General features: G+C 68.0%; 19 protein-coding genes and 2 pseudogenes. 13 read left to right on the forward strand and 8 right to left on the reverse strand.

What is annotated here, in order from left to right; genetic code table 11:
* Window positions 1–85 precede the first annotated feature (85 nt).
* A complete protein-coding gene (locus tag ABMY26_RS08845) occupies window positions 86–1,141 on the forward strand; it encodes an ABC transporter substrate-binding protein (protein ID WP_372395705.1) in 1,056 nt (351 codons plus the stop codon).
* Between the two features lie 619 nt (window positions 1,142–1,760).
* Complete coding sequence (locus ABMY26_RS08850) at window positions 1,761–3,446, forward strand: methyl-accepting chemotaxis protein (RefSeq protein ID WP_372395902.1); 1,686 nt, start codon at window positions 1,761–1,763, stop codon at window positions 3,444–3,446.
* A gap of 73 nt (window positions 3,447–3,519) precedes the next feature.
* On the opposite strand, the gene ABMY26_RS08855 is transcribed toward ABMY26_RS08850, so the two are convergent.
* The 5 genes from ABMY26_RS08855 to ABMY26_RS08875 all read right to left on the reverse strand — a co-directional run bounded on the left by ABMY26_RS08855 (window position 3,520) and on the right by ABMY26_RS08875 (window position 8,591).
* Window positions 3,520–4,800: a TRAP transporter large permease subunit gene (locus tag ABMY26_RS08855; protein ID WP_372395903.1), complete on the reverse strand. Its 1,281-nt coding sequence runs from the start codon at window positions 4,798–4,800 to the stop codon at window positions 3,520–3,522.
* 55 nt (window positions 4,801–4,855) lie between these two features.
* Window positions 4,856–5,410 carry a TRAP transporter small permease gene (locus ABMY26_RS08860; protein WP_372395904.1) on the reverse strand — a complete coding sequence of 185 codons (555 nt, stop codon included), beginning with the start codon at window positions 5,408–5,410 and terminating at the stop codon, window positions 4,856–4,858.
* A 161-nt stretch (window positions 5,411–5,571) separates the two neighbouring features.
* Window positions 5,572–6,510 carry a dihydrodipicolinate synthase family protein gene (locus tag ABMY26_RS08865; RefSeq protein WP_372395905.1) on the reverse strand — a complete coding sequence of 313 codons (939 nt, stop codon included), beginning with the start codon at window positions 6,508–6,510 and terminating at the stop codon, window positions 5,572–5,574.
* A 76-nt stretch (window positions 6,511–6,586) separates the two neighbouring features.
* On the reverse strand, window positions 6,587–7,498 hold the full coding sequence (locus ABMY26_RS08870; RefSeq protein ID WP_372395906.1) for a ribokinase: 912 nt from the start codon (window positions 7,496–7,498) through the stop codon (window positions 6,587–6,589).
* A 70-nt stretch (window positions 7,499–7,568) separates the two neighbouring features.
* Window positions 7,569–8,591 (reverse strand): TRAP transporter substrate-binding protein, encoded by a 1,023-nt coding sequence (locus ABMY26_RS08875; protein ID WP_372395907.1) that lies wholly within the window; start codon window positions 8,589–8,591, stop codon window positions 7,569–7,571.
* A 220-nt stretch (window positions 8,592–8,811) separates the two neighbouring features.
* Here ABMY26_RS08875 and ABMY26_RS08880 point away from each other — a divergent pair, with 220 nt between their 5' ends.
* Window positions 8,812–9,879: a substrate-binding domain-containing protein gene (locus ABMY26_RS08880; RefSeq protein ID WP_372395908.1), complete on the forward strand. Its 1,068-nt coding sequence runs from the start codon at window positions 8,812–8,814 to the stop codon at window positions 9,877–9,879.
* A gap of 12 nt (window positions 9,880–9,891) precedes the next feature.
* Here the strand turns inward: ABMY26_RS08880 and ABMY26_RS08885 are convergent, their stop codons facing one another.
* Window positions 9,892–10,929, reverse strand: coding sequence for a LacI family DNA-binding transcriptional regulator (locus ABMY26_RS08885; RefSeq protein WP_372395909.1), 1,038 nt, complete (start codon window positions 10,927–10,929; stop codon window positions 9,892–9,894).
* Between the two features lie 183 nt (window positions 10,930–11,112).
* On the opposite strand from ABMY26_RS08885, the gene ABMY26_RS08890 reads away from it, so the two are divergent.
* The 5 genes from ABMY26_RS08890 to ABMY26_RS08910 are packed head-to-tail and all read left to right on the forward strand — an operon-like array spanning window position 11,113 to window position 17,961.
* Window positions 11,113–12,408 (forward strand): ABC transporter substrate-binding protein, encoded by a 1,296-nt coding sequence (locus tag ABMY26_RS08890; protein WP_372395910.1) that lies wholly within the window; start codon window positions 11,113–11,115, stop codon window positions 12,406–12,408.
* A 37-nt stretch (window positions 12,409–12,445) separates the two neighbouring features.
* The gene (locus tag ABMY26_RS08895) at window positions 12,446–13,477 is read left to right on the forward strand and encodes a carbohydrate ABC transporter permease (protein ID WP_372395911.1); all 1,032 of its coding nucleotides are present in this window, start codon (window positions 12,446–12,448) and stop codon (window positions 13,475–13,477) included.
* Window positions 13,474–14,529 (forward strand): carbohydrate ABC transporter permease, encoded by a 1,056-nt coding sequence (locus ABMY26_RS08900; protein ID WP_372395912.1) that lies wholly within the window; start codon window positions 13,474–13,476, stop codon window positions 14,527–14,529. The genes ABMY26_RS08895 and ABMY26_RS08900 overlap by 4 nt, the downstream gene beginning before the upstream one ends.
* Before the next feature lies 1 nt (window position 14,530).
* Entirely contained in the window at window positions 14,531–15,586 is a 1,056-nt protein-coding gene (locus ABMY26_RS08905; RefSeq protein WP_372395913.1) for an ABC transporter ATP-binding protein, read from the forward strand.
* The gene (locus tag ABMY26_RS08910; RefSeq protein WP_372395914.1) at window positions 15,583–17,961 is read left to right on the forward strand and encodes a TIM-barrel domain-containing protein; all 2,379 of its coding nucleotides are present in this window, start codon (window positions 15,583–15,585) and stop codon (window positions 17,959–17,961) included. The genes ABMY26_RS08905 and ABMY26_RS08910 overlap by 4 nt, the downstream gene beginning before the upstream one ends.
* 86 nt (window positions 17,962–18,047) lie before the next feature.
* On the opposite strand, the pseudogene ABMY26_RS08915 reads toward ABMY26_RS08910, so the two are convergent.
* A pseudogene (locus tag ABMY26_RS08915) lies at window positions 18,048–18,155 on the reverse strand (IS3 family transposase); the annotation flags it as partial.
* A gap of 159 nt (window positions 18,156–18,314) precedes the next feature.
* Window positions 18,315–18,450 (reverse strand): annotated as a pseudogene (locus ABMY26_RS08920) (IS3 family transposase); the annotation flags it as partial.
* Between the two features lie 340 nt (window positions 18,451–18,790).
* Here ABMY26_RS08920 and ABMY26_RS08925 point away from each other — a divergent pair.
* From ABMY26_RS08925 to ABMY26_RS08945, 5 genes are all read left to right on the forward strand, one after another.
* Window positions 18,791–19,762 (forward strand): LysR family transcriptional regulator, encoded by a 972-nt coding sequence (locus tag ABMY26_RS08925; RefSeq protein WP_372395915.1) that lies wholly within the window; start codon window positions 18,791–18,793, stop codon window positions 19,760–19,762.
* 220 nt (window positions 19,763–19,982) lie between these two features.
* The gene (locus ABMY26_RS08930; RefSeq protein WP_372395916.1) at window positions 19,983–22,262 is read left to right on the forward strand and encodes a DUF3141 domain-containing protein; all 2,280 of its coding nucleotides are present in this window, start codon (window positions 19,983–19,985) and stop codon (window positions 22,260–22,262) included.
* 162 nt (window positions 22,263–22,424) lie between these two features.
* Window positions 22,425–22,898, forward strand: a complete 474-nt coding sequence (locus ABMY26_RS08935) for a hypothetical protein (protein WP_372395917.1) — start codon at window positions 22,425–22,427, stop codon at window positions 22,896–22,898.
* A 71-nt stretch (window positions 22,899–22,969) separates the two neighbouring features.
* A complete protein-coding gene (locus ABMY26_RS08940) occupies window positions 22,970–24,019 on the forward strand; it encodes an HlyD family secretion protein (RefSeq protein ID WP_372395918.1) in 1,050 nt (349 codons plus the stop codon).
* A gap of 20 nt (window positions 24,020–24,039) precedes the next feature.
* Window positions 24,040–26,388 carry an ABC transporter permease gene (locus ABMY26_RS08945; RefSeq protein ID WP_372395919.1) on the forward strand — a complete coding sequence of 783 codons (2,349 nt, stop codon included), beginning with the start codon at window positions 24,040–24,042 and terminating at the stop codon, window positions 26,386–26,388.

Genomic DNA, 26,388 nt, shown 5'->3' on the forward strand with positions numbered 1-26,388 from the left:
GATCCGGCCTCGTGCAACGACCGGTGGACCGAAGATCGGGCTCAATGAAGCTCAGGACGATGAACAGGGACATGTGGAGAGAAGAATGACGATGCGCTCCGTGACTTGCGGGTTGATGGCGACGGCGGCCCTGTGGTGCGGCATGGCCGCGGTCCAGACGGCCGAGGCCCAGGAAAAGACGCTCTACGTCGCTGCTTACGGCGGCTCCTTCGAGCAGACCATGCGCAAGGACATCATCCCGGCCTTCGAGAAGGCGGCGGGGGTGAAGGTCGAGTATGTCGCCGGCAACTCCACCGACAATCTCGCCAAGCTGCAGGCCCAGAAGGGCAACCAGCAGATCGACGTCGTCATCCTCGACGACGGGCCGATGTACCAGGCGGTGGCGCTGAACTTCTGCGCCGACCTGGAGAAGGCGCCGGTCTACGACCAGCTCTACGATCTGGCGAAGATGCCGTCGGGCAAGGCGATCAACTTCGGCGCGGTCGGCACCGGCATCCTCTACAACAAGGCGTATTTCGACGAGAACAAGATTCCCGCCCCGACCTCCTGGAAGGACATCGAGGATCCGCGCTTCAAGAAGAAGCTGGCGATTCCGCCGATCAACAACAGCTATGGCCTGCACGCGCTGGTGATGATGGCCCGCCTGAACGGCGGCGGCGAAACCGACATCGATCCGGGCTTCAAGGAATTCAAGGACAAGATCAACCCGAACGTGCTGGCCTACGAGCCGTCGCCCGGCAAGATGACCGAGCTGTTCCAGAGCAACCAGGCGGTGATCGCGGTCTGGGGGTCGGGCCGCGCCAAGGCATTGGCCGACACCGGCTTCCCCGCCACCTTCGTCTATCCGAAGGAAGGCGGCATCGTGCTCGGCTCCGCCGCCTGCCAGATCGCCGGCAGCAAGAACGCGCCCGAGGCGCAGAAGTTCATCCAGCACATGCTGGGCGCCGAGGCGCAGACCGCGCTGGCCGTCAGCGCCGGCTTCGGTCCGGTGAACAAGACGGTGGAACTGCCCGTCGAGAAACAGGCCGGCATTCCCTATGGTCCGGAGCAGGTCGGCAAGCTGCTGGTGGTGGACTGGGACACCATCAACAAGAACCGTGAAGTGTGGAACAAGCGCTGGACCCGCGAGATCGAGCGCTGAGGGTATGACATCCGCTCGCTTCCAATGCGGCCCCCGCGGGCGGCTGCACCGGAAGCGAGCAGTCTCTGCGAAGAGGCCGGGGGATGGAAAGACGACGGCATGGCTCCGATCAGCGTCTCGACCGATGGGCCAAGCGTTTCGCCGGTCGGACAGCGACCGGTCGCGTCCCGCTGACGGTGGAGACGGGCGCACCGATCTCGCTGCCGCGCCTGGCTGCGGCAGGACCATCTTGCGGATGATCGCCGGCGCTCTCGACGCCGATGACCGACGGATGACCGACGGATGACCGACGGATGACCGACGGATGACCGACGGATGACCGACGGATGACCACACCCCGGCCATCGGCTGGGTGCCTGCTGCTCGGCAGCGGGGAAGATCAGCACGGCCCGTCTCCGCAAGCAGCCGGCGCCACACTCCCAGGATAGCCAGCGAAAATTCTCCAATACAACATTTAATTAAATTAAAAATCATAGCAATATTCCAATATCATAATCTTATGTTTGAGCATTTTTATTGAAAATCAAAATCTGAGGCTGCTCTGAAGTCTTTTGTTTACGGAATATCCTACCAATACCAGAGATGTGCGTTTTTTTCAAACAGGTACGAGGAAAGTGCGATGCGTTGGATCAAGAACATCAGCATATCGGCGAAGATCCTGCTGTCGCTGGGGCTTCTCGCCGTGTTCAGCGTCGGCGTGACCGTGCGGGGGATCGATGCGCTGTCCACGCTGAACCAGCGCACGCAATCCATCGTCTCGATCGACACGCGCGGCCTGTTTCTGGCCATGCAGATGGCCGAGGCGATGGGGCGCACCCACCAGATCATCCTGACCTATTATGCGTCGGAGGAGCCGGACGAGATCAAACGGCTGGAAAAGGCTGCCGAATCCAGCCTGCAGACATTGTCCCAGCTGCTCCATGACAACCGGACCTTCTTTGCCGGCCAGGACGCCGCCAACTATAAGGTGATCGAAACCGAACTCGGCACCTACATCGGCTTGATCGAGCAGGTGCGCAACGCCCTGATGACCTACCAGAGCCGTGACGCCTACCGCCTGCTCAAGGAGGCGTCGAGTGCCTTCGGCCGGGCGGACGAGGCCTTGCGGACCGTGGTCACCGGCCGGCAGAACAACCTGACCGTCAAGGCGGCCGCCTCACAGACCGATTACGACGCGACCCTGCTCACGCTGGTGCTGGTTTCGGGGGCCGGCCTGATCCTGGCGACGGCCGCCGCGCTGCTGCTGGTGCGCATGCAGATCACCGGGCCGCTGGGGCGCCTGACCAACGCCATGCAGGCGTTGGAAGCCGGCCGGCTCGATGTCGCCATCGATGTCGCCGAGCGGCGCGACGAGGTCGGCCGCATGACCCAGGCGGTTCGCATGTTCCGCGAACATGCTCTGGCGGTGCGCCGGCTGGAAGACGAGAAGGAAGAGGCAGCCAAACGGGCTGAAGCCGACAAACGCCGCGCACTCGATGCGCTGGCCGACCGCTTTGCCGCCGATGTCGGCAGCGTCGTCGATCTGGTCGCCGGCGAAGTCGGGCGGATGAACGGGGCCGCCCTGCAGCTTGCCGGTGCCGCCGGCCAGGTGACCGAGCAGTCCGGAACGGCCAACCGCGCCGCTGGACAGGCCAGCGGCAACGTCCAGGCGGTGGCCGCGGCGGCGGAGGAGTTGTCGGTCTCGATCCGGGAAATCAGCGAGCGGGTGCTGCAATCCTCCAGCGTCACCGGTCGGGCAGCCGAGATGGCGCAACGGACCAATGAAGGGGTGGCTGAGTTGCGCGATGCGGCGGGCAGGGTCGGAACCGTGGTGGACATGATCCAGGCGATCGCCCGCCAGACGAACCTTCTGGCACTGAACGCGACCATCGAGGCATCTCGAGCGGGCGAGGCGGGCAAGGGCTTTGCCGTGGTGGCGAGTGAAGTGAAGAGCCTGGCCAGCCAGACGGCAAAGGCGACCGAGGAGATCGCCATCCAAATCGAAGGGATCCAGACCGAAACGGTGAAGGCGGCGGGCGCCATCCAGACGATCGCCGGGATCATCGGAGAGGTGAACGTGATCTCGACCTCGATTGCGGCCGCAGTCGAGCAGCAGTCGACCGCGACCGCGGACATCACCCGCCATGTGCTTCAGGCGGCCGACGGGACGCGGGATGTCTCACGCACCATCACCGAGGTGACGACGGCTGCGGCCGCCGTCGACCAGGCGACGACTGAGATCAACCGGGCGACGGAGACGCTGTCCGCCCAGTCCGACGGGCTGCAGAGCCGTGTCAGGCTCTTCCTGACCGAGTTGCGGGCCTGATCGACATAGGATGAGGAGGCGCCGCGCTGTTGCACGGATGGCTCCGGCGGGGGAGGCCGGGCGCCTCCTCCCGTCAGCCCGCGAACCAGCGGGCCGGAACCATGACCAGCGAAGGGAACAGGACCAGGAGGGCGAGCACCACCAGCTGCGCGATCAGGAATGGCCAGACCCCGCGCATCAGGCTGCCCATGTTGAGTTTCGCGACGCCGGCCACGACGTTCAGCACGGTGCCGACCGGCGGAGTGATCAACCCGATCGCGTTGTTGATGATGAACAGCACGCCGAAATAGACCGGGTCGATGCCGGCCTGCTTGATGACCGGCATCAGCACGGGCGTCAGGATCAGGATGGTCGGCGCCATGTCCATCGCCGTTCCCACGATGACCACCAGCACCATGATGGCCGCCATCAGCAGGATGGGATTGCCCATGAAGGGTTCCAGCATGTCGCCGACCTGGGCCGGCAGGTTGGCGATGGTGATCATCCAGGCCGACACCATGGCCGCGGCGACCAGGAACATCACCACCGCGGTGGTGGTGGCGGCCGAGGCGAACAGGTCGAACAGTTGGGACGGCTTGAGTTCCCGGTAGACCACCACGGCGACGAACAGCGCATAGACGGCCGCCACCACCGCCGCTTCGGTCGGGGTGAAGATGCCGAATTTCAGGCCGAAGATGATGATGCCCGGCAGGATCAGCGCCCAGACGCCGTCCTTGACAGCCGCGGCGACCTCCGCCTTCGTTGCGCGCGGCGGCGGGACCAGATCCTCCTGGCGGACCACCAGCCACCAGGCGACGACCAGCGCCAGCCCGAGCATCAGGCCCGGCACGATGCCGGCCAGGAACAGCTTGGTGATCGACACGTTGGCGACCACGCCGAACAGGATGAAGCCGATGCTGGGCGGGATAATGGGGGCGATGATGCCGCCGGCGGCGATCAGTCCGCAGGACCGCGCCTTGTCGTGGCCGGCCCGCACCATCATCGGCACCAGCAGCGCCGACAGCGCGGCGGCGTCGGCCACCGCCGACCCGGACAGGCTGGCAAGGATGCAGGAAGCGAGGATGGCGACATAGCCCAGCCCGCCGCGGACATGGCCGACCAGGGCCATCGCCACGGCGACGATGCGCCGCGACAGCCCGCCGGCATTCATCACCTCTCCGGCCAGCATGAAGAAGGGAACGGCGATCAGGGGATAGCTGTCGGCCCCGTTGATGACGTTCTGCGCGACGATCTGGGCGTCGAACAGGTCGAGGTGGACCATCAGCGCGACGCCGCACAGCAGCAGCGCGAAGGCGATCGGCGTACCGATTGCCATGGCCCCCAACAGCGAGCCGAGGAAGATGGTGACGGTCATCGGATACTCCTTCACACGGGACCGGACGCTCGGACCGGGCGCTCGGTCCGGGATGTCAGGCCGGGCGGCCGCGCGTGGTGTGCGTGTCGCGCGTGGCGTCGGCCTCCTCCTCGGATTCCGTCACCATGATCAGTTCGCTGTCGCCGATCCGGCCGCTCAGCGCGCGGACGAGGTTGACCGCCAGGATCACCAGCGCCAGAACGCCGAACATGACGCCGGAGCCGTAGAAGACCCCCATCGACAGCCCGGTGGCCGGCGCGGTCACCGACAGGTTGATGATGGTCTGGTCCCAGCTGCCGCTCAGCAGCAGCCAGGTCGCGTAGATCATCAGCAGATGGCTGGCGCAGAAGCAGACCAGACGCCCCATCCTGGGCAGGATGGCGACCAGGCTGTCCATGCCGAGATGGCCGTGCCGGTGCAGGGCCACGACCGCGCCCATGAAGGTCATCCAGACGAACAGCAGCCGCGAGAGCTCCTCCGAGACGGTGATGCCGCTGTTGAAGCCGTAGCGCAGCACGACATTGCCGAAGACCAGCACCAGCATGCCGGCGAGGCAGGCCACCATCGCGACCTTCAGAACGAAGACATACCCGTCGATGAACCTGCCCATGTGGTCCTCCCTATGGTCTTTTCTGTCCGTCCATCCACCGGCCCGGACTCATACCGGTGGCTCCCGATCCTGACTTGTCAGGATCAAGGGCTTCGGCGGCATGGGCCGCCGCCGCGCCAGTCGGCGCGGATGCCAGCGGTCGTCATCGATGACCGCTGGCATCACTCGGCGGGCAGTGCGGCGATCTTGGCGCGGAAGCGGTCGGTGCCGTCGACGATCTTGTCGAGCACCGCGTCGAGCGCCCAGAACTTTTCGCGCACGTCATACCTGATCGCCCGGCAGCGGATCGACCCGAAGCTGCCGATGCGCTGGTGATACATCTTGGCGAAGGCCGGATATCCCAGGCTTTCCGACACCGCGGCCACGACCAGGAAGGTCGCCAGCTCGTCCGCCAGCTCGGGGTGGCGGTCGCCCGACAGCCGCATCCAGCGATAGAGGTCGGGATGGATGTTGGTGAAGACGCCGGTGAAGCCGGGCGATCCCGCCCGCATCGCGTCGCGCGCGATCGCCGCGTTGGCGTTGATGATCGCAAGGCCCGTTCCGCGGGCGATCTCCAGCCGGCGCTCGACCGTCGCCAGGTCGCAGCTGACGTCCTTCAGCAGGATGAAGCGGCCGCTGTCGATGCACAGCCGCAATTCCTCGTCGGTCAGCAGCCGGCGGTAGGGTGCCGGGCATTCGTACAGGCCGAGCGGGATGTCGCGCGGCAGCCGGTCCAGCAGATGCGTCAGGTGGCGGCGGAACGCCTCCGTCCCCTCGTTCTTCGGGTCGAGGTGGTTGGTCACCAGGACCAGCGCGTCGGCACCGGTGGCGGCCATCGCCGTCAGCTCCTCCACCTGGGCGTCGAGGTCGTCGTTGATGTGGCCGGACACCACCACCGGGACGCGGCCCGCGACCTTGGCGACGACGGTCTTCGCCAGTTGCACCCGTTCGTCGAGCGACAGGAACTGCATCTCGCTGGACTGGCAGACGGCGAACAGGGCATCCGCACCGTTGACCAGATACCAGTCGACCAGCCGGTCGAGCCCCGGGTAATCGATCTCGCCGTCATCGGTGAAGGGGGTCAGCATCACCGGGATGATGCCGTCAACAGGCTGCGCCATGGGTGACTCTTCCAATCGGGAGGGGTGCGAAAGCAAGGGAAGGGAGAATGCCGGCGGGGACGCGGCGAAGGGACCGTCAGTCGGCCGCCAGCCCACCGGCCACCGCCCCGGCAAGCGCCGCGTCGGTCTCCGCCGCGGTCGGCAGGCTGGCCTGTCCGCCGGCCCGCGTGCAGGACAGCGAGGCGGCGCGGGCGGCGCGGCGGATTGCGGCGGCCAGCGGCTGCCCGCGGTCGAGCTGGGCAGCCAGGACCCCGACGAAGCAATCGCCGGCCCCGGTGGTGTCGCGCACGGCGACCGCGGGGGCCGGCTGATGCCCGCTGCCGTCAGCCGACGACCATTCGACGCCGTCGCCGCCCAGGGTGCGGATGACCCGGCCGCCCAGCACGCCGCGGAGCGACGGCGCGTCGCCGCCGCATCCCAGATGGGCGCCCAGCCACGCCCCCTCGTCCTCGTTCACCACCAGGATGTCGACGGCCCTGAGCACCGGCAGCGGCAGCGGGGCTGCCGGGGCGAGATTCAGGATCACCCGCGCGCCGAGCCGCCGGGCGCGGAGGATCAAGGCCGCCGTCTCGCCGGGATCGGATTCCATCTGCACCAGCACGGTGGTGCCGGGGGAGAGCAGCGCGTCCTCCACCTGGGAGGCGCGTGCCTGCAGGTTGGCCCCGCCGGCGACGACGATCTGGTTGCGGCCCGCCGCGTCGGTGCAGACGGCGGCGGTGCCGGTCGCACGATCGGTCACGGCGACGCGGGACAGATCGATGCCGGCGCCGCGCAGACCGCTCAGCGCGGTCTCCTTCAGCCCGTCGCCGCCGACCGCCCCGGCCATCGTCACCGCGGCACCCTCGCGGGCGGCGGCGACCGCCTGGTTCGCACCCTTGCCGCCGGGATGCAACTCCAGCGACCGCGCCAGCAGGGTCTGACCGGCGCCGGGCAGGTCGTCCATCGCGAAGATCATGTCGAGGTTGATCGATCCGAAGACGACAATCATGGTTCTGCTCCGCAAACCGGGGTCAAGGGGGCCGGGGTTATGACTCGGGCTTCGCTGCCGGATGGGCCGGTCAGCGGGCGGCGCGTGCCTTGGCGATCTCCGCCTGGGCCTGGGCCATCAGGGCGGGATCGACCTTCTGCGAGAACTTCTCCACCACCGGGCGGATCTTCGCCCGGAACTTCTCGATCTCCGCGGGCGCCAGCTCGGTGACGGTCATGCCCTTGGCCTTCAGCTCCTCCACCGCCTTGCCGGCCTGCTCGCGCGACACGCGGCGCTCGTGGTCGCGGGCTTCGAGCGCGGCGTCCTGGATCAGCTTGCGTTCGTCCTCGTTCAGCTTGTTCCAGAACTTGGCGCCGATCAGGACCGCCTGGGGATTGTACATGTGGTTGCTGAGGGTCAGGTACTTCTGCACCTCGTTCAGCTTGGCGGTCAGGATGCTGGGGGCCGGGTTCTCCTGCCCGTCGACCGTCCTGGTTTCCAGCGCGGTGTAGACCTCGGGGAAGGGCAGGGGCACGGCATTGGCGCCCAGCGCGTTGAACAGGTCGATGTAGATCGGGGACTGGACCACGCGGATCTTCAGGCCGGCAATGTCGTCGACGGTGGCGATCGGGCGGCGGCTGTTGGTCAGCTGGCGGAAGCCCAGCTCCCAATAGCCCAGACCCACCAGCCCCTTGGGCGCCAGCTTGTCCAGCAGGGCCTTGCCGACCGGGCCGTCCATGACGGCGTCCGCCTCCTTGGGCGTGTCGAACTGGAAGGGCAGGTCGACCAGCACGAAGCTGTCGTCCAGGCTGGAGAGCAGGCCGGCATTCAGCACCGTCATCTCGACGATGCCGCCCTGCAGCGCGGAGATCATCTGGACGTCGCCGCCCAGCACGCCGTTGGTGAACAGCTGGACCTTGATCTTGCCGCCGCTCTTCTCCTTCACGATCTCGGCGAACTTCGCCATGCCCAGGGCCAGCGGCGACCCGTCCGCCCCGGCGCTGGCAAGCTTCATCGTGTGGGCGCCGATCTCGGCCGCGGTGGCGGGGGCGCCGAACAGCAGCATGCCTGCCGTGATGGTGCTCGCGAGAAGTGCTGACAGACCGTTGCGCATACCATTCCTCCTCTGGTGGCCCGTTCAGGGGGCGGGCCTTGCGGGATGCCTCGGATTTGGGGTCGGTGGAAAGGCTGTGAAGTCACGCGGCCGCCACCGATGTAAGCGCTTACATAGATCGTTGCACGAACTGATGCAACGGCAAACTTGACGCAGGGTGATGGGTGTGTAACCGCTTTCATCCAGACGGTCCCCCCACCGGCCAATGGAGATGCCGCCGATGTCAGAGCGTGAGCCGAAGCCCAAGCGCCCGCCGCGCGCGGTGGATGTGGCTGCGGCCGCCGAGGTGTCCATCGCCACCGTTTCCCGCGCGTTCAACAGCCCGGAGAAGGTCGCGCCGGCGATCCGCGAACGGGTGCTTGCCGCCGCCAAGGCGATGGGCTGGATGCCGCATGCCGCCGGCAGTGCGCTGGCCCGGCGCCGCACCTCGATCGTTGGGGCGGTGATCCCGACCCTCGACAACGAGGTCTTCGCCGCCCAGGTCGGGGCGATGCAGACCGCCTTCGCCGAACGCGGCATCACGCTGCTGCTCAGCTGCTTCAACTACAACCGCGACCAGGCTTTCGACGACGTCCAGGCCATGCTGGCGCGCGGGGTGGAGGCTCTGGCCATCGTCGGCGAGGCGCACCGCCCGGATCTGTTTCCCAGCATCCAGGCGCGGCACATCCCCTATGTCGTCACCTACAGCCACCGCCCGGACAGCCCGCACCCCTGCGTCGGCTTCGACAACCGCCAAGCCTTCCACACCATCACGCGGCACCTGCTCGACCTCGGCCATGAGGTGATCGGCGTCATCGTCCAGCCGACGGCCGGCAACGACCGCGTCGCCGCCCGGCTGGACGGGGTGCGCGACGCGCTGGCCGAACGCGGGCTGGGCATCCGCCCGCAGCATCTGTGCGAAGGGGAATGGAGCATCGACTTCGGCCGTCGGAGCGTGCGCGCCATCCTGGCGACAGAACCCAGGCCGACGGCGGTGATCTGCGGCAACGATTATCTGGCGGTCGGCGCCCTTCTGGAGGCGCGCGCCATGGGGCTGGCGGTGCCGGGTGATCTGTCGATCACCGGCTTCGACGACATCGCCATCAGCCGCCAGATGGACCCGCCGCTGACCACCATGCACATCGACAATCACGAGATCGGCCGGCGTGCCGCCGGCTATCTGCTCGACTGCCTGCAGGGCGGCCGGCCATCGCCGCTGCCGCCGCTGGTGCCGACCCTGATCCGCCGCGGGACCACCGCCCCGCCGGCGGAGGGCTTCGCCTCAGGCGGGATCGCCGGCCGGGGATGAGCCGGCCAGGGATCAGCCCGTCCGGCGGCGAACCAGCCGATGGTCGAGCAGGATCTCTCCGACGTCGAGTCCCGCCCGCAGGTCGCGCAGGCCGGCCACGATGGCGGCGCCGAACCGGTTGTAGGGGATCTTGACCGAACTGAGCCACGGGGCGATCCAGTCGTTGAGGTCGTTGTCGTCGATGCCGACCGGACGGCACTCCTCCGGGATGCGCACCCCCTGCTCGCCGGCGGCGCGGAAGAGGCCGTAGGCCATCAGGTCGCTCGGGCAGAGGATTCCATCGGGCCAGCCGCCATCGGCAGCGAGCCGCAGCGCGGCGGCATAGCCGCAGTCGAGATGGTTGGCGCCCGGCCCGTCGCAGCGCCGCACCGCCATGCCTGGCCGCCGCTCCGCCAGCCGGTCGAGAAAGCCCTCGACCCGCTCCCGGATGGTCGAGGAGAGGTCCGCCGGATGGATCACGGCCGGCGCGCGCACGTCGCAGGCGAGCAGATGGTCTGCCGCATCCGCCCCGGCCTGCCGGTTGTCGATGCCGATGAACGGGCCGCCGCCATAGGGATTGCGCCGGTTCACGAAGACGATCGGCTCGCCCCGCTCCAGCGACGCCTCCAGCTCCGGACTGGCGACCGCGCTCACCACGATGAACCCCTCGGCGAAGCGCGAGCGCATGGCGCGCAGATACTCGTCCTGCAGGTCGGGATGGTCATGGGTGTCGCACAGGATCATCACATAGCCGGCGTCGCGCAAGGCGGCCTCGGTCGACGCCGCGATGGCGGCCATGGCCGGGTTGTCGAGATTGGGCGCCAGCATGGCGACCAGCCGGCTTTCGCCGCCGCGCAGGCTGCGGCCAATGGGATTGGGACGATAGCCGCGCTCCGCGATCAGGCGCTGCACCTTGGCCACGGTCGCAGGCGACGCCCGCCCCAGCTCGCCGTTGGCGATGCGCGAGACCGTCGAAACGGATACCCCCGCCTCGGCCGCGATGTCGGCCAGCGAGATTTGTCCGGATATTTGTCCGGATATCTGGCCCGGTTCACGGCGCCGATCATTCATGAACCACTCCATTTGTGCAGCGAACATTCCCGTTGACAGTTTAGGCAAACGTTTGCCATGTTCAAGGCTCGAAGAGCGACGCCGAGAAAATAACGGCTTTCGCCAAGCGCCGGCGTCGGCAGGAACAGTGATCCGGCACAGAATCGGCATGGGTCCGGGAGGGCCCCCACAGGAGGAAACGCAATGAAAAGGACAGCATGGGTGGCCGGCTGTGCGCTGGCGTTGTCGGTCCTCGGGTCCGCTGGGGTTCCGGCCCAGGCGCAGGCCCAGACCACGCTGCGCATCATGTGGTATTCCGACGGCAACGAGGGCGAGGTCATGAACGACCTGCTCCGCCGGTTCGAGGACAAGAACAAGGACGTCAAGGTCGTCCTCGACCAGGTTCCCTTCAAGGCGATCAACGAGACGCTGCCGGTGCAGCTGGCCTCCGGCCAGGGGCCGGATCTCGCCCGCATCACCGACATGGGCGGCCTGGCGCCCTACCTGATGGACGTCCGCGCCCATGTGAAGGACCCCGCCTATTGGGAGCAGAATTACGGGCCGTTCCTCCAGTGGATGAGGGTGCCCGGCAACAGCACGGCGATCCCCGGCTACATGACGCAGCTGACGGTGACCGGCCCCTTCGTCAACAAGACGCTGTTCGAGCAGGCCGGCGTCGCCATGCCGGGCGCGAATGCGACCTGGGAGGATTGGGCCAAGGCCGCCAAGGCGGTCGCCGACAAGGTGCAGGCGCCGTTCCCCGTTGCCTTCGACCGGTCGGGCCACCGTTTCTTCGGCCTCGCCGTCTCGCAGGGCGCGCAGATGGCTGAGGTGGGCGGCGAGCTGAAGCCGGTCGATGACGGGTTCAAGCGCGCCGCCAAGCTCGTCGTCGACTGGCACAAGTCCGGCGTGATGTCGAAGGAGCTGTGGGGAGCGGTGTCCGGCACCGCCTATCGCGGCGCCAACGAGGAGTTCAAGAACGCCCAGGTCGTCTTCTACGAATCGGGATCCTGGCAGACCGCGCAGTTCGACAAGACCATCGGCGACGCCTTCGACTGGATCGCGGTGCCGACGCCCTGCGGCCCGGCCAACTGCTCCGCCATGCCCGGCGGCGCCGCGCTCGTCGCGCTGAAGACCGGCAGCCATCCGGCCGAGGTAGGGCGCCTGCTCGACTATCTCGCCAGCGAGGAGGTCGCCGCCGAGTTCTATGCGCGCACCCTCTTCGTGCCGGGCCATATCGGCCTAGCGAAGAAAGGCATCGCCTACAAGTCGGCCTCGCCGCAGGCGGCAGCCGCGCTGAAGGTGTTCGGCGACGCGGTGGGCAAGCTCGATCCGGTCGCCTACCGAATCCAGGGCGATCCCAGCAGCCGCATCGTCTTCAACGCCGCCATCAGCCGCCTCGGCCAGGTGGTGGTCGGCGAAACCAGCCTGGACGATGCCTATCAGCGGATATCCGCCGATGTCGCCCAGCAGATCGCCGAGCGCAGGAAGAAGCAGTAGCGTCCGGCCTCGACCCCCAAACAACGGGCGGTGGATCATGACCGATACCCTAAGATCGCACGGAGCCCCCGCGCGCGGTCCATCCGCCGCCGCGGCCGCCGTCACCACGGGAAGCGCCAACCTGCTGATGCGCCTCACCGACCCGCCGATGCGGGCGGTGCAGCGCCTGATCGGCGCGGCGCGCATGCCCTATGTCTTCCTGTTGCCGAACCTCGTCTTCTTCGGCCTGTTCGTCTTCCTGCCCATTGCAATCAACATCGTCTTCTCGGTGACGGGCGGGACGGCGCTGTTCCCGGCGGAGCGGCCCTATGTCGGGGCGGAGCATTACGCCCGCCTGCTCGACTGCGGATCCTACCTCGACCCCGGAAGCTGCCGGGAGGATCTGTTCTGGCGCGGGGTGGGGAACACGCTGACCTTCACCGTCTTCCAGATGGTGGCGATGGTGCTGTTCTCGCTCGTCACCGCGCTGGTGCTGAACCGGCCGATCCGTGGCCGCGGCTTCTTCCGGGCGGTCTATTTCTTCCCCGTCCTGCTGTCGCCGGTCGTCGTCGCGCTGATCTGGAAATGGATCCTGCAGCGCGACGGGCTGCTCAACGCGGTGCTGACGACGGCGGGTGGCGAGAAGATCCTGTTCTTCGTCGATCCCGGCTGGGCGATGTTCTGGTCGGTCTTCGTGTCGGTGTGGTCCCATATGGGCTTCTACACGCTGATCCTGCTGGCCGGCCTCCAGGCGATCCCGCGCGATGTCTACGAGGCCGCCGAGATGGACGGGACCCGTCCCTGGCGCGTCTTCCACCGCATCACGCTGCCGCTGCTGTGGCCCAACCTGCTGGTCGTGCTGGTGCTGGTGCTGATCCGCTCGGTGCAGGTGTTCGATGAGGTGTTCGTGCTGACCGGCGGCGGTCCCGGCACGGCGACCTTGATGATCGTCCAGTACATCTACACCACCGCCTTCGCGAACCAGGTGCAGAATTTCGGGCTGGCCGGCGCCGCGTCGGTGCTGCTGGGCGCCGTGCTGTTCGTCCTGACCCTGATCCAGCTTTTCCTGACCCGGCGGAGGGCATCATGACCGGAAAACTCCGTCGCCTGCTGCTGGCGCGGCGCGGTGGCCGCTCCTGGCATTGGACCGACGCCGCGTCCTATGCCTATCTGGCGCTGGGCGTGCTGCTGATGTTCGGGCCGGTGGCCTGGCTGGCGCTGTCGTCCTTCAAGACGCCGTCGGCCCTGCTGGAATTCCCGCCGTCGCTGCTGCCGATGGCGCAGAGCGAGGTGTCGGTGGAGGGGTATCCGCAGCCCCTGCCGCTGTTCCGGGTAACGATGGAGGACGGCTCGGTCCGCGAGCTGGCGCAGGTCCGCCGCGTCGGCATCGTCGCCCAGATGGTCGATCCGGCGGCTCCCTCCCAGACCATCCGCGTGCCGGCCGACCGCCGGACGCCGGTGCGCCACATGGCCTTCGCGGTCGAGAACTACACCGATCCGCTGACCCAGTTCGATTTCCTGCGCTTCCTGAGCAACTCGCTGGTGGTGACGGTGGTCGCGACCATCATCACGCTGCTGATCAACTCGATGGCCGCCTACGCCCTGTCGATCTACGAGTTCCGCGGCAAGACGCTGGCGATGCTGGGGGTGATCGGCACCCTGATGATCCCCATCACGATCATCCTGGCGCCGGTCTATCTGGTGGTCACCAAGCTTGGCTTCGTCGACTCGCTGTGGGCGGTGATCCTGCCGGGGGCCGCCACCCCGACCGGCGTCTTCCTGCTGCGCCAGTACATGCTGACCATCCCGCGCGACCTGATCGAGGCGGCGCGGATGGACAAGGCGTCGGAATGGCGCATCTATGCGCGGATCGTCATGCCTCTGTCGTTGCCGGCGCTGGCGGTGCTGGCGATCTTCTCGGTCATGTGGCGCTGGAACGAGTTCCTGTGGCCGCTGGCCGTGCTGACCAAGACCGAGGTCCACACGCTGCCGATCGCCCTCAACGCCTTCCAGGGCGAGTTGCAGACACAATGGCATTATCTGCTGGCGATGACCGTGGTGACCCTTCTGCCGGTGGCGCTCGTGTTCGCCTTCCTGCAGCGCTTCATCACCAGCGGCATCGCGAATACGGGGATGAAGTGACATGGCCGGGCTTGAGCTTCGCGGCATCCGCAAGGATTACGGCGGCACCGCCGTCCTGAAGGGAATCGACCTCGACATCGCCGACGGCGAGTTCGTCGTCTTCGTCGGCCCGTCGGGCTGCGGGAAATCGACGCTGCTGCGCGTCATCGCCGGTCTGGAGACGGTGACGGCGGGCGACATCCGCATAGACGGGGCGGAGGTGACGCGGACCGCGGCCTCCGAACGCGGACTGGCGATGGTGTTCCAGTCCTACGCGCTCTATCCGCACATGAGCGTTTCCCAGAACATGGGCTTCGCGCTGGAGAATATGGGGATCGCCAAGGCGGAGATATCGTCGCGGGTCGAGCGCGCCGCCCGCATGCTGCGCCTGACCGACTATCTGCAGCGCAAGCCCGCCGCCCTGTCCGGCGGCCAACGCCAGCGCGTCGCCATCGGCCGGGCCATCGTGCGCGACCCCAAGATCTTCCTGTTCGACGAGCCGCTGTCCAACCTGGACGCCGAGCTGCGGGTGGCGACCCGCAAGGAGCTGGCCGCCCTGCATGCCGAGATCGGCGGGACGATGATCTACGTCACCCACGACCAGGTGGAGGCGATGACGCTGGCCGACCGCATCGTCGTCCTGAACGGCGGGCGGATCGAGCAGATCGGCACGCCGCTCGACCTCTACAACCGCCCGGCCAACCTCTTCGTCGCCGGCTTCATCGGCTCGCCAAGGATGAATCTGCTGCCGACGGAACTGGTGCGAGGGGAGGAGGCCGGCGCAACGGCGACGCTGGGCATCCGGCCCGAGCATGTCGAGCCCTGCCAGGAGGCCGATGCCGACATGACCGTCCGGATCGACCTCGTCGAGCAACTCGGCGGCGAGACCTTCCTCTATGCCTCTGTCAACACCGGCGGCCCCGGCGACCTCCCGCTCACCATCCGCTGCGACGGCCAGAGCCGCCTCGCCCGGGGCGACGTGCTGCCGGTGCGGTTGCGCCGCGAGCATCTCCACCATTTCGACGCAGCCGGCCTTGCCTGCCGGCCTGAACCCCTTTTCGCCCGGAGCCCTTCATGAAGGCCCTGACCCGAGCCCGTTTCCGCGGACGTGACGGCATCTATGCCGTGTTCGATCTCGACCATGGCGTCGACCTGCGTGTCGGTTTCGTCGAGGATGATGTCGGCCGCATCCTGATGCGGCGCGACGGTGCCTACCGGCTCGATCGTGGCTGGACGGTGGCGCCCGGCGGCACCGATCCCTCCTATGAGGGGCGCGCGCGCGAGGATCTGGCCGGCTTCGCCTGCCCCCCGGTCGAGTTGGCCGCCGACATCGAGGAAGGGGAGGGCACGGTCACGCTGCGGGGCGCGGCGCTGCGCGCCGTCGTGACGCTGGAGCCCTTCGGCATCGCCTGGTATCGCACGGGCGAGGATGCGCCCTTCCTGCAGGACCGGCGCACCCAGGCCTATTTCGTGTCGCGGCAGACCCATGCCTTCTCCCATTTCGTCGAGCGCGCCGGGGACGAGCGGCATTACGGGCTGGGCGACAAGGCCGGTCCGCTCGACCGCACCGGCCGCCGGTTCCGTGTCGACGCGGTCGATCCCTGCGGCTTCGACGCGGAGTTGAGCGACCCGCTCTACAAGATGATCCCCTTCATCCTGGTCGCCGGGCCGATGGGCGCGCACGGGGTCTTCTACGACAACCTCGCCACCGCCGAGATCGACCTCGGCGCGACCATCGACAACTACCACGGCCTGTTCCGCTCCTACCGCGCCGACGACGGCGACCTCGACGGCTATGTCTTCGCCGGGCCGGGCGTTCCCGATGTGGTGCGCGCCTTCTCGCGCCTGACCGGCGGCCATGCCTTCGGGCCGAAATGGACGCTGGGCTTCGCCACCACCTCGATGGCGATCGCCGACGCCGCCGATGCCGACGCCCGCATCGCCGACTTCGTGGACCGCTGCGCCGAGCACGCCATCCCCTGCGACAGTTTCCATTTCGGCTCCGGCTACACCATGATCGGCGGGCGGCGCTACGCCTTCCACTGGAACCGCGACAAGTTCCCCGACCCGGCCTCGACGCTCGCCAGGCTGAACGCCGCCGGGCTGCACCCGGTCGCCAACCTGAAGCCCTGCCTGCTCGACGACCATCCCCGCCTGGCAGAGGTGACGGCGGTCGGCGGGCTGGTGAGCGACGGCGAAACCGGCAAGCCGGCGGTGGCGCAGTTCTGGGACGGGCTCGGCTACCATCTCGACTTCACCAACCGACAGGCGCGCGACTGGTGGCGCAACGGGATCGAGACGGCGCTGCTTGCCCCCGGCATGGTGTCGGTGTGGAACGACAACAACGAATACGAGATCTGGGACGAGGACGCCGTGGCGGCCGGAGACGGCCGGCCCTTCCCCCAGACCCTGGCGCGGCCGGCCCAGGCGCTGCTGATGACCAAGCTCGCCTACGAGACCCAGGCGGCCTGGAACCCGGGCAAGCGGCCCTACACCATCACCCGCGGCGGCGCGGCCGGCTTGTGGCGCTACGGCCAGACCTGGTCGGGCGACAACGCCACCGCCTGGAAGACGCTGCGCTTCAACCTGACCCAGGGGCTCAACATGAGCCTGTCCGGCATGTTCGACATCGGCCACGACGTCGGCGGCTTCCATGGGCCGAGCCCGGGACCGGAGCTGCTCTGCCGGTTCGTCGAGTTCTGCTCCTTCTGGCCGCGCTTCGTGATGAATTCCTGGAACAGCGACGGCATCACGACGCTGCCCTGGATGCACCCGGAGGTGATCGATCCGATCCGCGAGGCCATCCGTCTGCGCTACCGCCTGATGCCCTATCTCTACACCCGGATGTGGCGGGCGGCGGAAGCCGACGAGCCGGTGACCCGTCCGCTGTTCTACGATTTCCCCGACGATCCGGGCGCGGTGGCGACCGAGGATGCCTTCATGCTCGGTCCCGACCTGCTGGTGGCGCCGGTGCTGGAGCCGGGGGCGGAGAGCCGGTCGGTGCGGCTGCCGGACCATCCCGGCGGCTGGTATTTCTTCCACGACGGCACGCACCATCCGGGCGGAGCGGTCGTGACGGTGGCGGCTCCGCTCGGCCGCGCCCCGCTGTTCGTGCGGGCCGGCGCCCTGCTGCCCCTGGCGGCTGCCGACCTGCGCGTCGATCCGGCCACCGACACGGAACGCGAGCTGGTCGTCTATGGCGAAATCGGCGGCGATGCGGAGGGCGCCACGGCCCTGCTTTATGACGACGACGGCGATACCACCGGCTGGCGGGACGGCGCCGGGCTGGTGACCCGGTTCACGACGGCGCGCGACGGTGACGCCATGGTGGTCTCCGCCGAGGCGACCGGTCGTTACCAGCCGGCATGGCGCAGCCTGCGCCTGCGGGCGGTGGGCGGACCGTCGCCACGGCCCGGCAAGGTCGATGGCGCCGCGCTGAGACTGGAGGCATGACGCTTCGGCGATATCGGACGAACGGCTTGTTCCGGAGGCTGGGGGCGATTTGGGGATGGCGTCCGTCAAGATGGTGGAAGTTCCATGCCCTCTGCACGGAGGGCCGCATGCACGCGCGGGCTGCCATAGCGGCCATGGTGGCGACCATGAACGCGCCGGACCTCGGCCAGAAGCTGTCGGTTGGATGCTGATTGCCTTTTTTTTAAAATGTCGCGTTCCTGCCGGGCGCGCTCCAACTGCGCGTCGCAGCCGCGCGATCTCCGCCGTCTGCTCGTCCGGCTTCGCCGGGATGGCGGTGCCGGATACGGCAGGGGCACCGGATCGCGAGCGCGGCGGATGGCCTTGGGCCACCCGCCGCCAGTTCCGCAGCACCGAGGCCTGCAGGCATAACTCCCACGCCACATGCTCCAGCGGCCGGCCGCTCCCTTCCAGCAAGGCAACGGCCTCACGCGTGAACTCATCCGTCAAGGAACGCCTCGTCTTCGTCATCAGACACCTTCCCGCTCCACTCGGAGCTTAGCTGAGGTGTCCACCCAACCGGGCCAAGATCAGTTCAGAGTTCCGGACTCCGCCGGACTTGGTCCGGACTGCTAGTCTGCTCCAGCTCGATTTTGCCGCGGCGCCGCCAACGGATCGCCGACCGCCTGACTCAGCCGGAACCCGTCGAAACGCTCCATGAAGGCCCGGACATCGGGAGCCCGACACCACGTTGACGACGATCTCCGGCAGGCTGGCGCCCTTTCGGCCAAGGACACCGGCCTGCTGGAGATCGCCGTCATCGTCCGCGTAAAATGGCCTCCTCCACCTCTTCCGACCCAGGATGCGTGAAATGCCGATGCGCAGGCTCGATCTGAACTTGTTCCGCGTCTTCGAGGCGGTCATGCAACACCGCAGTGTCACCGGTGCCAGCCGCCAACTCGGGGTGACGCCCTCGGCCGTCAGCCATGCGCTGTCACGCCTGCGTCAGGCGCTGGACGACGAGTTATTCATTTCCGGCGATTCTGGAATGGAACCGACCATCCGCGCGCTGCAACTGGCGCCCGGGATCAGCAACGGACTCGAACGCATCGCCGACGCCATGAGTTCGAAGACGTTCGTTCCGTCCGAAGCGGTGCGGACCTTCCGAATCGCCGCCACCGACTATGCGTCGGTCATGGTCCTGCCGCGCGTCGTCGCCCGGATCGGAACAGTGGCGCCGCAAATCGATTTGCGTGTCTTCCCGCTCAACCGCATGGACGTGGTTCGCCAGCTCGACGATGGCCGCCTCGATTTCGTCATCGGCTGGTTCGCCGAACTGCCGGACCGGATGCGCCGGGGCACGCTTCTGCAGGAAAGCGAAGCCGTCCTGGTCCGCAAGGGCCACCCGCTGACCGAAGGGGCGGTGACCCGCGAACGCCTGTTCGAGTATCCACACGTCGTCGTCGAGTTGACCGGAAGCGAAGAGCAGGCGCTCGATGGGTTCCTGGACGATCGCGGCGTCTCCCGCCGGGTGTGGGTCGAGCGGCTGATCCTGGAGATGAACGACGCCGGCAAGGGGCTGGTCGGGCGGGTCGCGGTATCGGTTCCGCATTATGCGGCGGTTCCTCCCCTGCTCGGCGTGAGCGACATGGTGGCGACCCTGCCGGGGCGGCTGGCCGACCGTGCTGCCGAACAGAACGCGCTGGTGCGGCTGGATTTGCCCTACGAACCGCAGAGGGTGAATGTCGACATGATCTGGCACCAGCGGGTGGAGCGGGATGCGGGCGCCCAATGGCTGGCCCAGGAGATCATCGCGGCCATGGCCGGCCCCGATCCCGTCTGACGAATCCGCCCTCACAGCCTGCTGAATCCTGTTCATTGTATGAATGATGAAGATTCATTTGCGAAGCGACCGTAACCAATAATAATAATAAACCGGCACATGCTGCGTTATTTAGTTTTCTGCCGAGATATGAATCGAGCGGCGTCCACGAAATCGGCAGCGGTATTCTTGAGATTGGCTGTTCAATCGGGGCCGTCTCTTTCAATGACAAGGAGATTCCATGGAAACGGCGTTCGTTTCGGCCGATACCGGGCACCGGACTCAAAGCCGCGCCCCGGCCTATCCATGGCCGGCGCTGGAGTTTGCCCGGCAGGCGCAGGACTATTGGATCGACGCGGCGCAACGGTCGGTGCTGTTCCTCGACATGCTGCGCCGGCGCGGTAACGATCATTTCGAACACATCGCCCGGACCGGGCCGAACGTCCTCAGCTTCCCCTTCGAGATCGTCGCGGATGGGCGCGGCTTCGAGCGGCCGGTCAATTACGTCCTGGTGCGGATCACCGCGCCGCCGGGAACCGTGACGGATCCGGCCAAGCGGCCCTTCATCGTGTTCGATCCCCGCGCCGGGCATGGTCCCGGCATCGGCGGCATGAAGCGCGACAGCGAGATCGGCGTCGTCCTGAAGGCGGGCCATCCCTGCTACTTCGTCGGGTTCCTGCCGGAACCGGTGCCCGGCCAGACCGTCGAAGATGTCTGCCGCGCGGAGGCCGCCTTCGTCGACAAGGTCGCTGCCCTCCACCCCGACGCCGAGGGAAAGCCCTGCCTGATCGGCAATTGCCAGGCGGGCTGGCAGATCATGATGATGGCTGCGACCCGGCCGGAAGCGACCGGCCCCCTCCTGCTGGCCGGCGCGCCGCTGTCCTATTGGGCCGGGGTCCATGGGAAGAATCCCCTGCGCTATCTCGGCGGCCTTCTGGGCGGCACCTGGCTCACCGCGCTCAGCGGCGATCTTGGTGCCGGGATCTTCGACGGCGCCGCCCTGGTGGCGAATTTCGAGCGGATGAACCCGGCCAACACGCTGTGGAAGAAGAATTACAACGTCTATTCCAAGATCGACAGCGAAGCGGGCCGCTTCCTCGACTTTGAAAAATGGTGGGGCAGTCCGATCCTTCTGAACGCGGTGGAAATGCAGTTCATCGCCGATGAGCTTTTCCTCGGGAACAAGCTGTCCAGCGGGGAAATCCGGTTCTCGGACGGTGTTCGCGTCGATCTCCGCAACGTCACGGCGCCGATCGTCGTGTTCTGCTCACACGGCGACGACATCACGCCGCCGCAGCAGGCGCTGGGCTGGATTCTCGACCTCTACGACACCGACCGCGAGTTGATCGCCGGGGGGCAGACCATCGTCTATTCCCTGCACCAGAGCATCGGCCATCTCGGCATCTTCGTCTCGGCGAAGGTCGCGACCAAGGAGCATGACGAATTCACGCGGACCATGGATCTGATCGACGTTCTTCCCCCCGGCCTCTACGAGGCTGTCTTCACGGAGAAGACCGGGGCCACGATCCATGCGGAACTGGTGTCGGGCGACCATGTCGTCCGGTTCGAGCGGCGCGGGCTGGACGACATCCGCGCGCTCGGCGGCAACGATGCCGAGGATGACCGGCGCTTCGCCACGCTGGCACGCCTTTCCGACATCAACCAGGGCCTGTACCGCGCCCTGCTCGGCCCGTTGGTGCGCGGCCTGACGACGCCGCAGAGCGCGGCCTGGCTGCGCCAGGCGCATCCCTACCGCCAACGCTACGCCGCCTTCTCCGACCGGAACCCGCTGATGGGACCGGTCGCGCCGCTGGCCGAGCATGTCCGCGCCGGCCGGAAGCCGGTCGCCCCGGACAACCCGCTTCTCGGCGTGCAGGAGGCGGTGTCGGCAGGGATCGCCGACACCCTCGACCATGTCCGGGATCTGCGCGACCAGGCCACCGAGCGTTTCTTCCTGACTTTCTACGGCTCGCGCGCCGTACAGGCAATGGTCGGGCTCGGAGCCTCGGGATCGGCGCCGGCACGCCGGCGGATGGGCCGCGACCGGTTCCGCGAGGCCGCAATGGCAAAGAGCATCGCCACCCTCGAAGCGCGGGTCGATCAGGGTGGCGCGACCGAGGCCGCGGTCCGTGCCTTGCTCCATATCGGGCTTGGCCGCCCCCATTTCGGCGCGGACGAACGCGGCTTCGCCATGCTGCGTCGGATCCGGCAACAGGAGCCGGGCAGCCGGCGCTTCAGCCTCGCCCGCTTCAAGGCTCTGGTGCGGGAGCAATATCTGCTTCTGCTGCTGGACGAGGAGCGCGCCATGGCGGCGATTCCCACCCTGCTGGACCGGGAGCCCGCCGAGCGGGACCGGATGATCGGCCTGATCAGCCGATTGGCCGGCGCGACCGGGGAAGCGACGGAGGGGACCGGACGGCGGATGGCGCGGGTCGAGGCACTCTTCCACGCCCCCGACGGGGCCGGCGGCGCCATCGAAGGCCGCGGACGCCTTGGCGAACCCAGTTCCATCGCCTCCTGAACCGCGTTGCCGCACCGCACAAGATTGCCGGCGAACGTCTCGCTGAACGCATTACACTGGAAAGGCTTTCAGGCCGGCAACGGCCTGACTCCGTCCTGACGTCCAAACGTCATTCGGCCCGATGTCCATTGAAGCGCCGGGCCTCACAGGAAGGGTGTCACCATGACGACGCATGACGATCCGGCCCGGCCGGATACCGGGGGGGCGATCCTGCCATCGGCCGCCGAGATGCGCAGCATCATCGAGGACGGCCGGCGGGCCAGGCTGGCCGAGAAGGAGCGGGCGGCGAAGGCCGCCGAAGACGAGAAGACCCACCGGAAAGAGCTGTTTCTCTCCAGTTCGCTCACTCCCGAAACCATCGACCGGATCATGGGACGGGTCCGCAGCGCCGCCGGGAACGGGGAAAGCGAAATTCTGCTCGGCCATTTCCCAAGCGACTGGTGCACGGATGGCGGGCGCAAGATCAATGCCCGCGAAGACGGGTGGCCGGATACCCTGCAGGGAGTCGCGCGGGAGTTCTACGAATTCTGGCAACAGGATCTCAAGGCCAAGGGATTTGTCCTGTCGGTCGAGATCATCAGCTTTCCCGGCGGCATGCCGGGCGACGTCGGCGTCACCCTGGCCTGGGGCGCCTGAATGCCGACCTGCCGTGCCGTTTCCGCCGCCCCGAGCCTCCCGTGCCGTAAGCCTGGGACGAGGAGGCCCGGATGAGCGACCGGACGCCGCCCTTTCCACCAGGCCGGGATGATCCGGCTCTTGCCGCTCCCCCGCTCCGCGCGTCACCCGCCGCCGCCGTCATCGTGGCGGTCACGGTGGCGGCGATCGTCGGCTCGTCGCTGTGGTACCTGACCCGGCCCCAGCCCCTGCTGGTCCAGGGCGAGGCGGACGCCACCCGCATCGACATCGCCGCGCGGGTCGATGGCCGGGTCGGCCAGCGCCCGGTGTCGCGGGGCGACGATGTCGCGGCCGGGCAAGTCCTGCTCGCCATCGACAATCCGCAGCTGCTGACCAAGCTGCGGGAGGCCGAGGCGGCCAAGGCGGTGGCGCTGGCCGATCTGGCCCGCGTCCAGGCCGGAACCCGCGCCGAGACCGTCGCCGCCCGCAAGGCGGCGGTGGCCGCCGCCGAGGCCGGCGCGACGCTGGCGCGGCAGACCTACGACCGGACCAGGCAACTGACCGGACGGGACTTCGCGTCGGTGCAGAAGCTCGACGAGGCGACGGCGGCGCTCGACGTCGCCCAGCGCAGCCTGGAACAGGCGAGGCTCGCCTATGCCGAGGCGGTGGCCGGCTTCACCGCCGAGGAACGCGGCGTGAGCGAGGCCGGCGTCGCCAAGGCGGAGGCCGCGATCGCCACGCTGAAGGCGCAGGTCGCGGAAATGACGGTGCGGGCGCCGGCGGCGGCGCAGGTCTACCAGATAGGTTCGGAGCCGGGCGAATATGTGTCGCCCGGCGTCCCGCTGCTCTCGCTGGTCGATCTCGCGGATGTCTGGCTGCGCTTCGACCTGCGCGAGGATCTCGTCAAGGGGCTGAAGCCGGGCGACCGCTTCCAGGCGCGGATTCCGGCCCTGCGCGACGGCGCTGTCACCGTCGAGATCCGCAGCATCGCGACGCGCGGCGAGTATGCCGGCTGGCGGGCGACCCGCGCGACCGGCGATTTCGACCTGCGCACCTTCGAGGTGCGGGCCTATCCGGTCGAGCGCATCCCCGACCTGCGTCCCGGCATGAGCGTCTATACGGACTGGATGGCAAGCCGGTGAGGGAGGATGCCGTGAAGAGGATGGCGACCGCTCCGATGGCGACCGCTCCCGGCATCCTGCGCGTCGCCGCCCGCGAATGGCAATGGATGCGGCGCGACAGGGTCGCGCTGTTGCTGGCCGTCGTCATCCCGCTGCTGGCCTTCGGGCTGCTCGCCGCGACCTTCAGCAGCGCGGTGGTTCGCGACCTTCATGTGGATGTCGTCGACCAGGACCGTTCGCAGACCTCGATGACCTACGCGCAGGCGATCAGCGCGGCGCCCGGCGTCAGCGTGTTCCAGCGCTCCAGCGACCTCACCGGCGCGATGCACGCGATCCGCTCGGGCGAGGCGATCGCCGCCGTCCACATTCCCCGCGGCTTCGAGAGGGACCTGATGGCGGGCAAGCGCCCGCAGATCGTCATCTTCCACAACAAGCAGTATTACAGCCCCGGAAACATCGCGTCGAGCGCCCTGCAGGCGGCGCTGGCGGCGGCCACGGCGGCCTTGCCGGCCACCGGCGGCGCCGGCGGCGGGGCGGCGCCGGGGTCGCTCGGCGTCGAGTCCTATGTGCTGACCAATCCCGCCCTGAACTACGGCCAGTTCCTGCTGCGGGCCATCCTGCCGACGGTCCTGCACGTCCTCGTCGCCATCGCCGCCGGCTACGCCGTCGGGTCGGAGTTCCGGGGCCGCGGCACCGGCGCGTGGCTGGAGGCCGCCGGCGGCAGCCCGCTGGCCGCGCTGGTCGGCAAGCTGGCACCCTATTTCGCCCTGTTCGCCGTGATGATGGCGGTCGGGATGGGCATCATCCACGGCTTCTACGGCATTCCGTTCCGGGGCGACCCGGTGATGATGGGCGCCGCCGGCTGCCTGCTCGTCATCGCCTACCTGGCGCTCGGCGCCCTCTTCCAACTGCTGACCCGCGATCTCGCCGCCGGGCTGTCGCTGACCGGCATCGTCTGCTCGCCCGCCTTCGGCTTCGCCGGGGTTGGCTTCCCGGTGCTGGCGATGGGGCTGTTCGCCCAGATCTGGGGCGGGCTGCTGCCGTTGCGCTGGTACATCCAGATCCTGTTCGACCAGGCCTCCCGAGGGGTGCTGCCACGGGACTCGGCCGAGCCTTTCCTGATTCTGGCGGCCATGGCGGTCGGGCTGTCCGGCCTGTGCTGGCTGCGGTTGCGGTCGATCGCGCGCCGCCCACTGGCGTCCGCGCGGCCATCGCCACCGCCGGTGGAGGACGGTCCCGGCATGGTCGGCGCCTTCACCGCCGAATACCGGCGGGTCCTGCGCGACACCGGCGCCTTCGGGATGATCGTGCTGGCGCCGCTGCTCTACGGCGTCTTCTACCCGCAGCCCTATCTGGGGCAGCTGATCCGCGGGGTGCCGATCGCCGTCGTCGACAATGACGGCTCCGACCTGAGCCGGACGCTGATCCAGACGCTCGACGCCGACGAGGCGATCCACGTCGCCGCCCGCCCGACGACGCTGGCCGAGGCCCAGGCCGCGCTGGCCCGGCGGGAGGTCTTCGGCATCCTCAGCATCCCGGCGGGGACCGAACGCGAGGTGCTGAAGGGCAACCGGGCGCGGCTGCCGGCCCATGTCGATTCCGCCTATTTCCTGCTCTACAGCCGGACGCTCCAGGGCATCCTGGAGGCGACCGGCGCGGTCACCGCCGAGTTGGCGGCGCGTGGCGCGCGTCCCGACGGCAGCCCCTACCGGGCGGCCCTGGCGCGCGGCTCGCCGGTCGAGATTCTCAACCAACCCCTGTTCAACCCGACCGGCGGTTACGCCAGCTACGTCGTTCCCGCCGCCTTCGTCCTCATCCTGCAACAGACGCTGCTGATGGGGGCGGCCACGCTCGGCGGCGTCACCTTCGAACGGGGCAGCCACGCGGCGCGCCGCCGCCGCGGCGCGGCGTCCGCCATCCTCGGGCAGGCACTGGCCCATCTGCTGCTGGTGCTGCCGGGTTTCGCGCTGTACCTGATCGTCCTGCCGCGTTTCTACGGCTTCCCGGCGGAGGGTGGGGTGGCCGACCTCTTCGCCCTGGCCGTCCCCTTCATCCTCTCGGTCAGCTTCCTCGGGCAGTTCGTCGGGGTGTGGTTCAGGCGGCGCGAGACCGCCGTCCTGCTGTTCATCGCCCTCGGGCTGCCGCTGTTCTTCCTCGTCGGCGTGGCGTGGCCGGTCGAGGCGATTCCCGCGGTCCTGCGCCAGGCCAGCCTGATCATTCCCAGCACGTCCGGGATCGACGGGCTGGTTCGGCTGAACCAGATGGGGGCCAGTCTGGCCGACGTGTCGAAAAACTGGGTGACGCTGTGGTGTCTGGCGGCGGTCTATGCGACGCTCGCCATCGGTGCCGCCCGTGTGATCACCGCATGGAGAGTGTCCGATGAGGGGTAG

The sequence above is a fragment of the Azospirillum sp. HJ39 genome, from assembly GCF_041507355.1.
GTDB lineage: Bacteria > Pseudomonadota > Alphaproteobacteria > Azospirillales > Azospirillaceae > Azospirillum > Azospirillum thiophilum.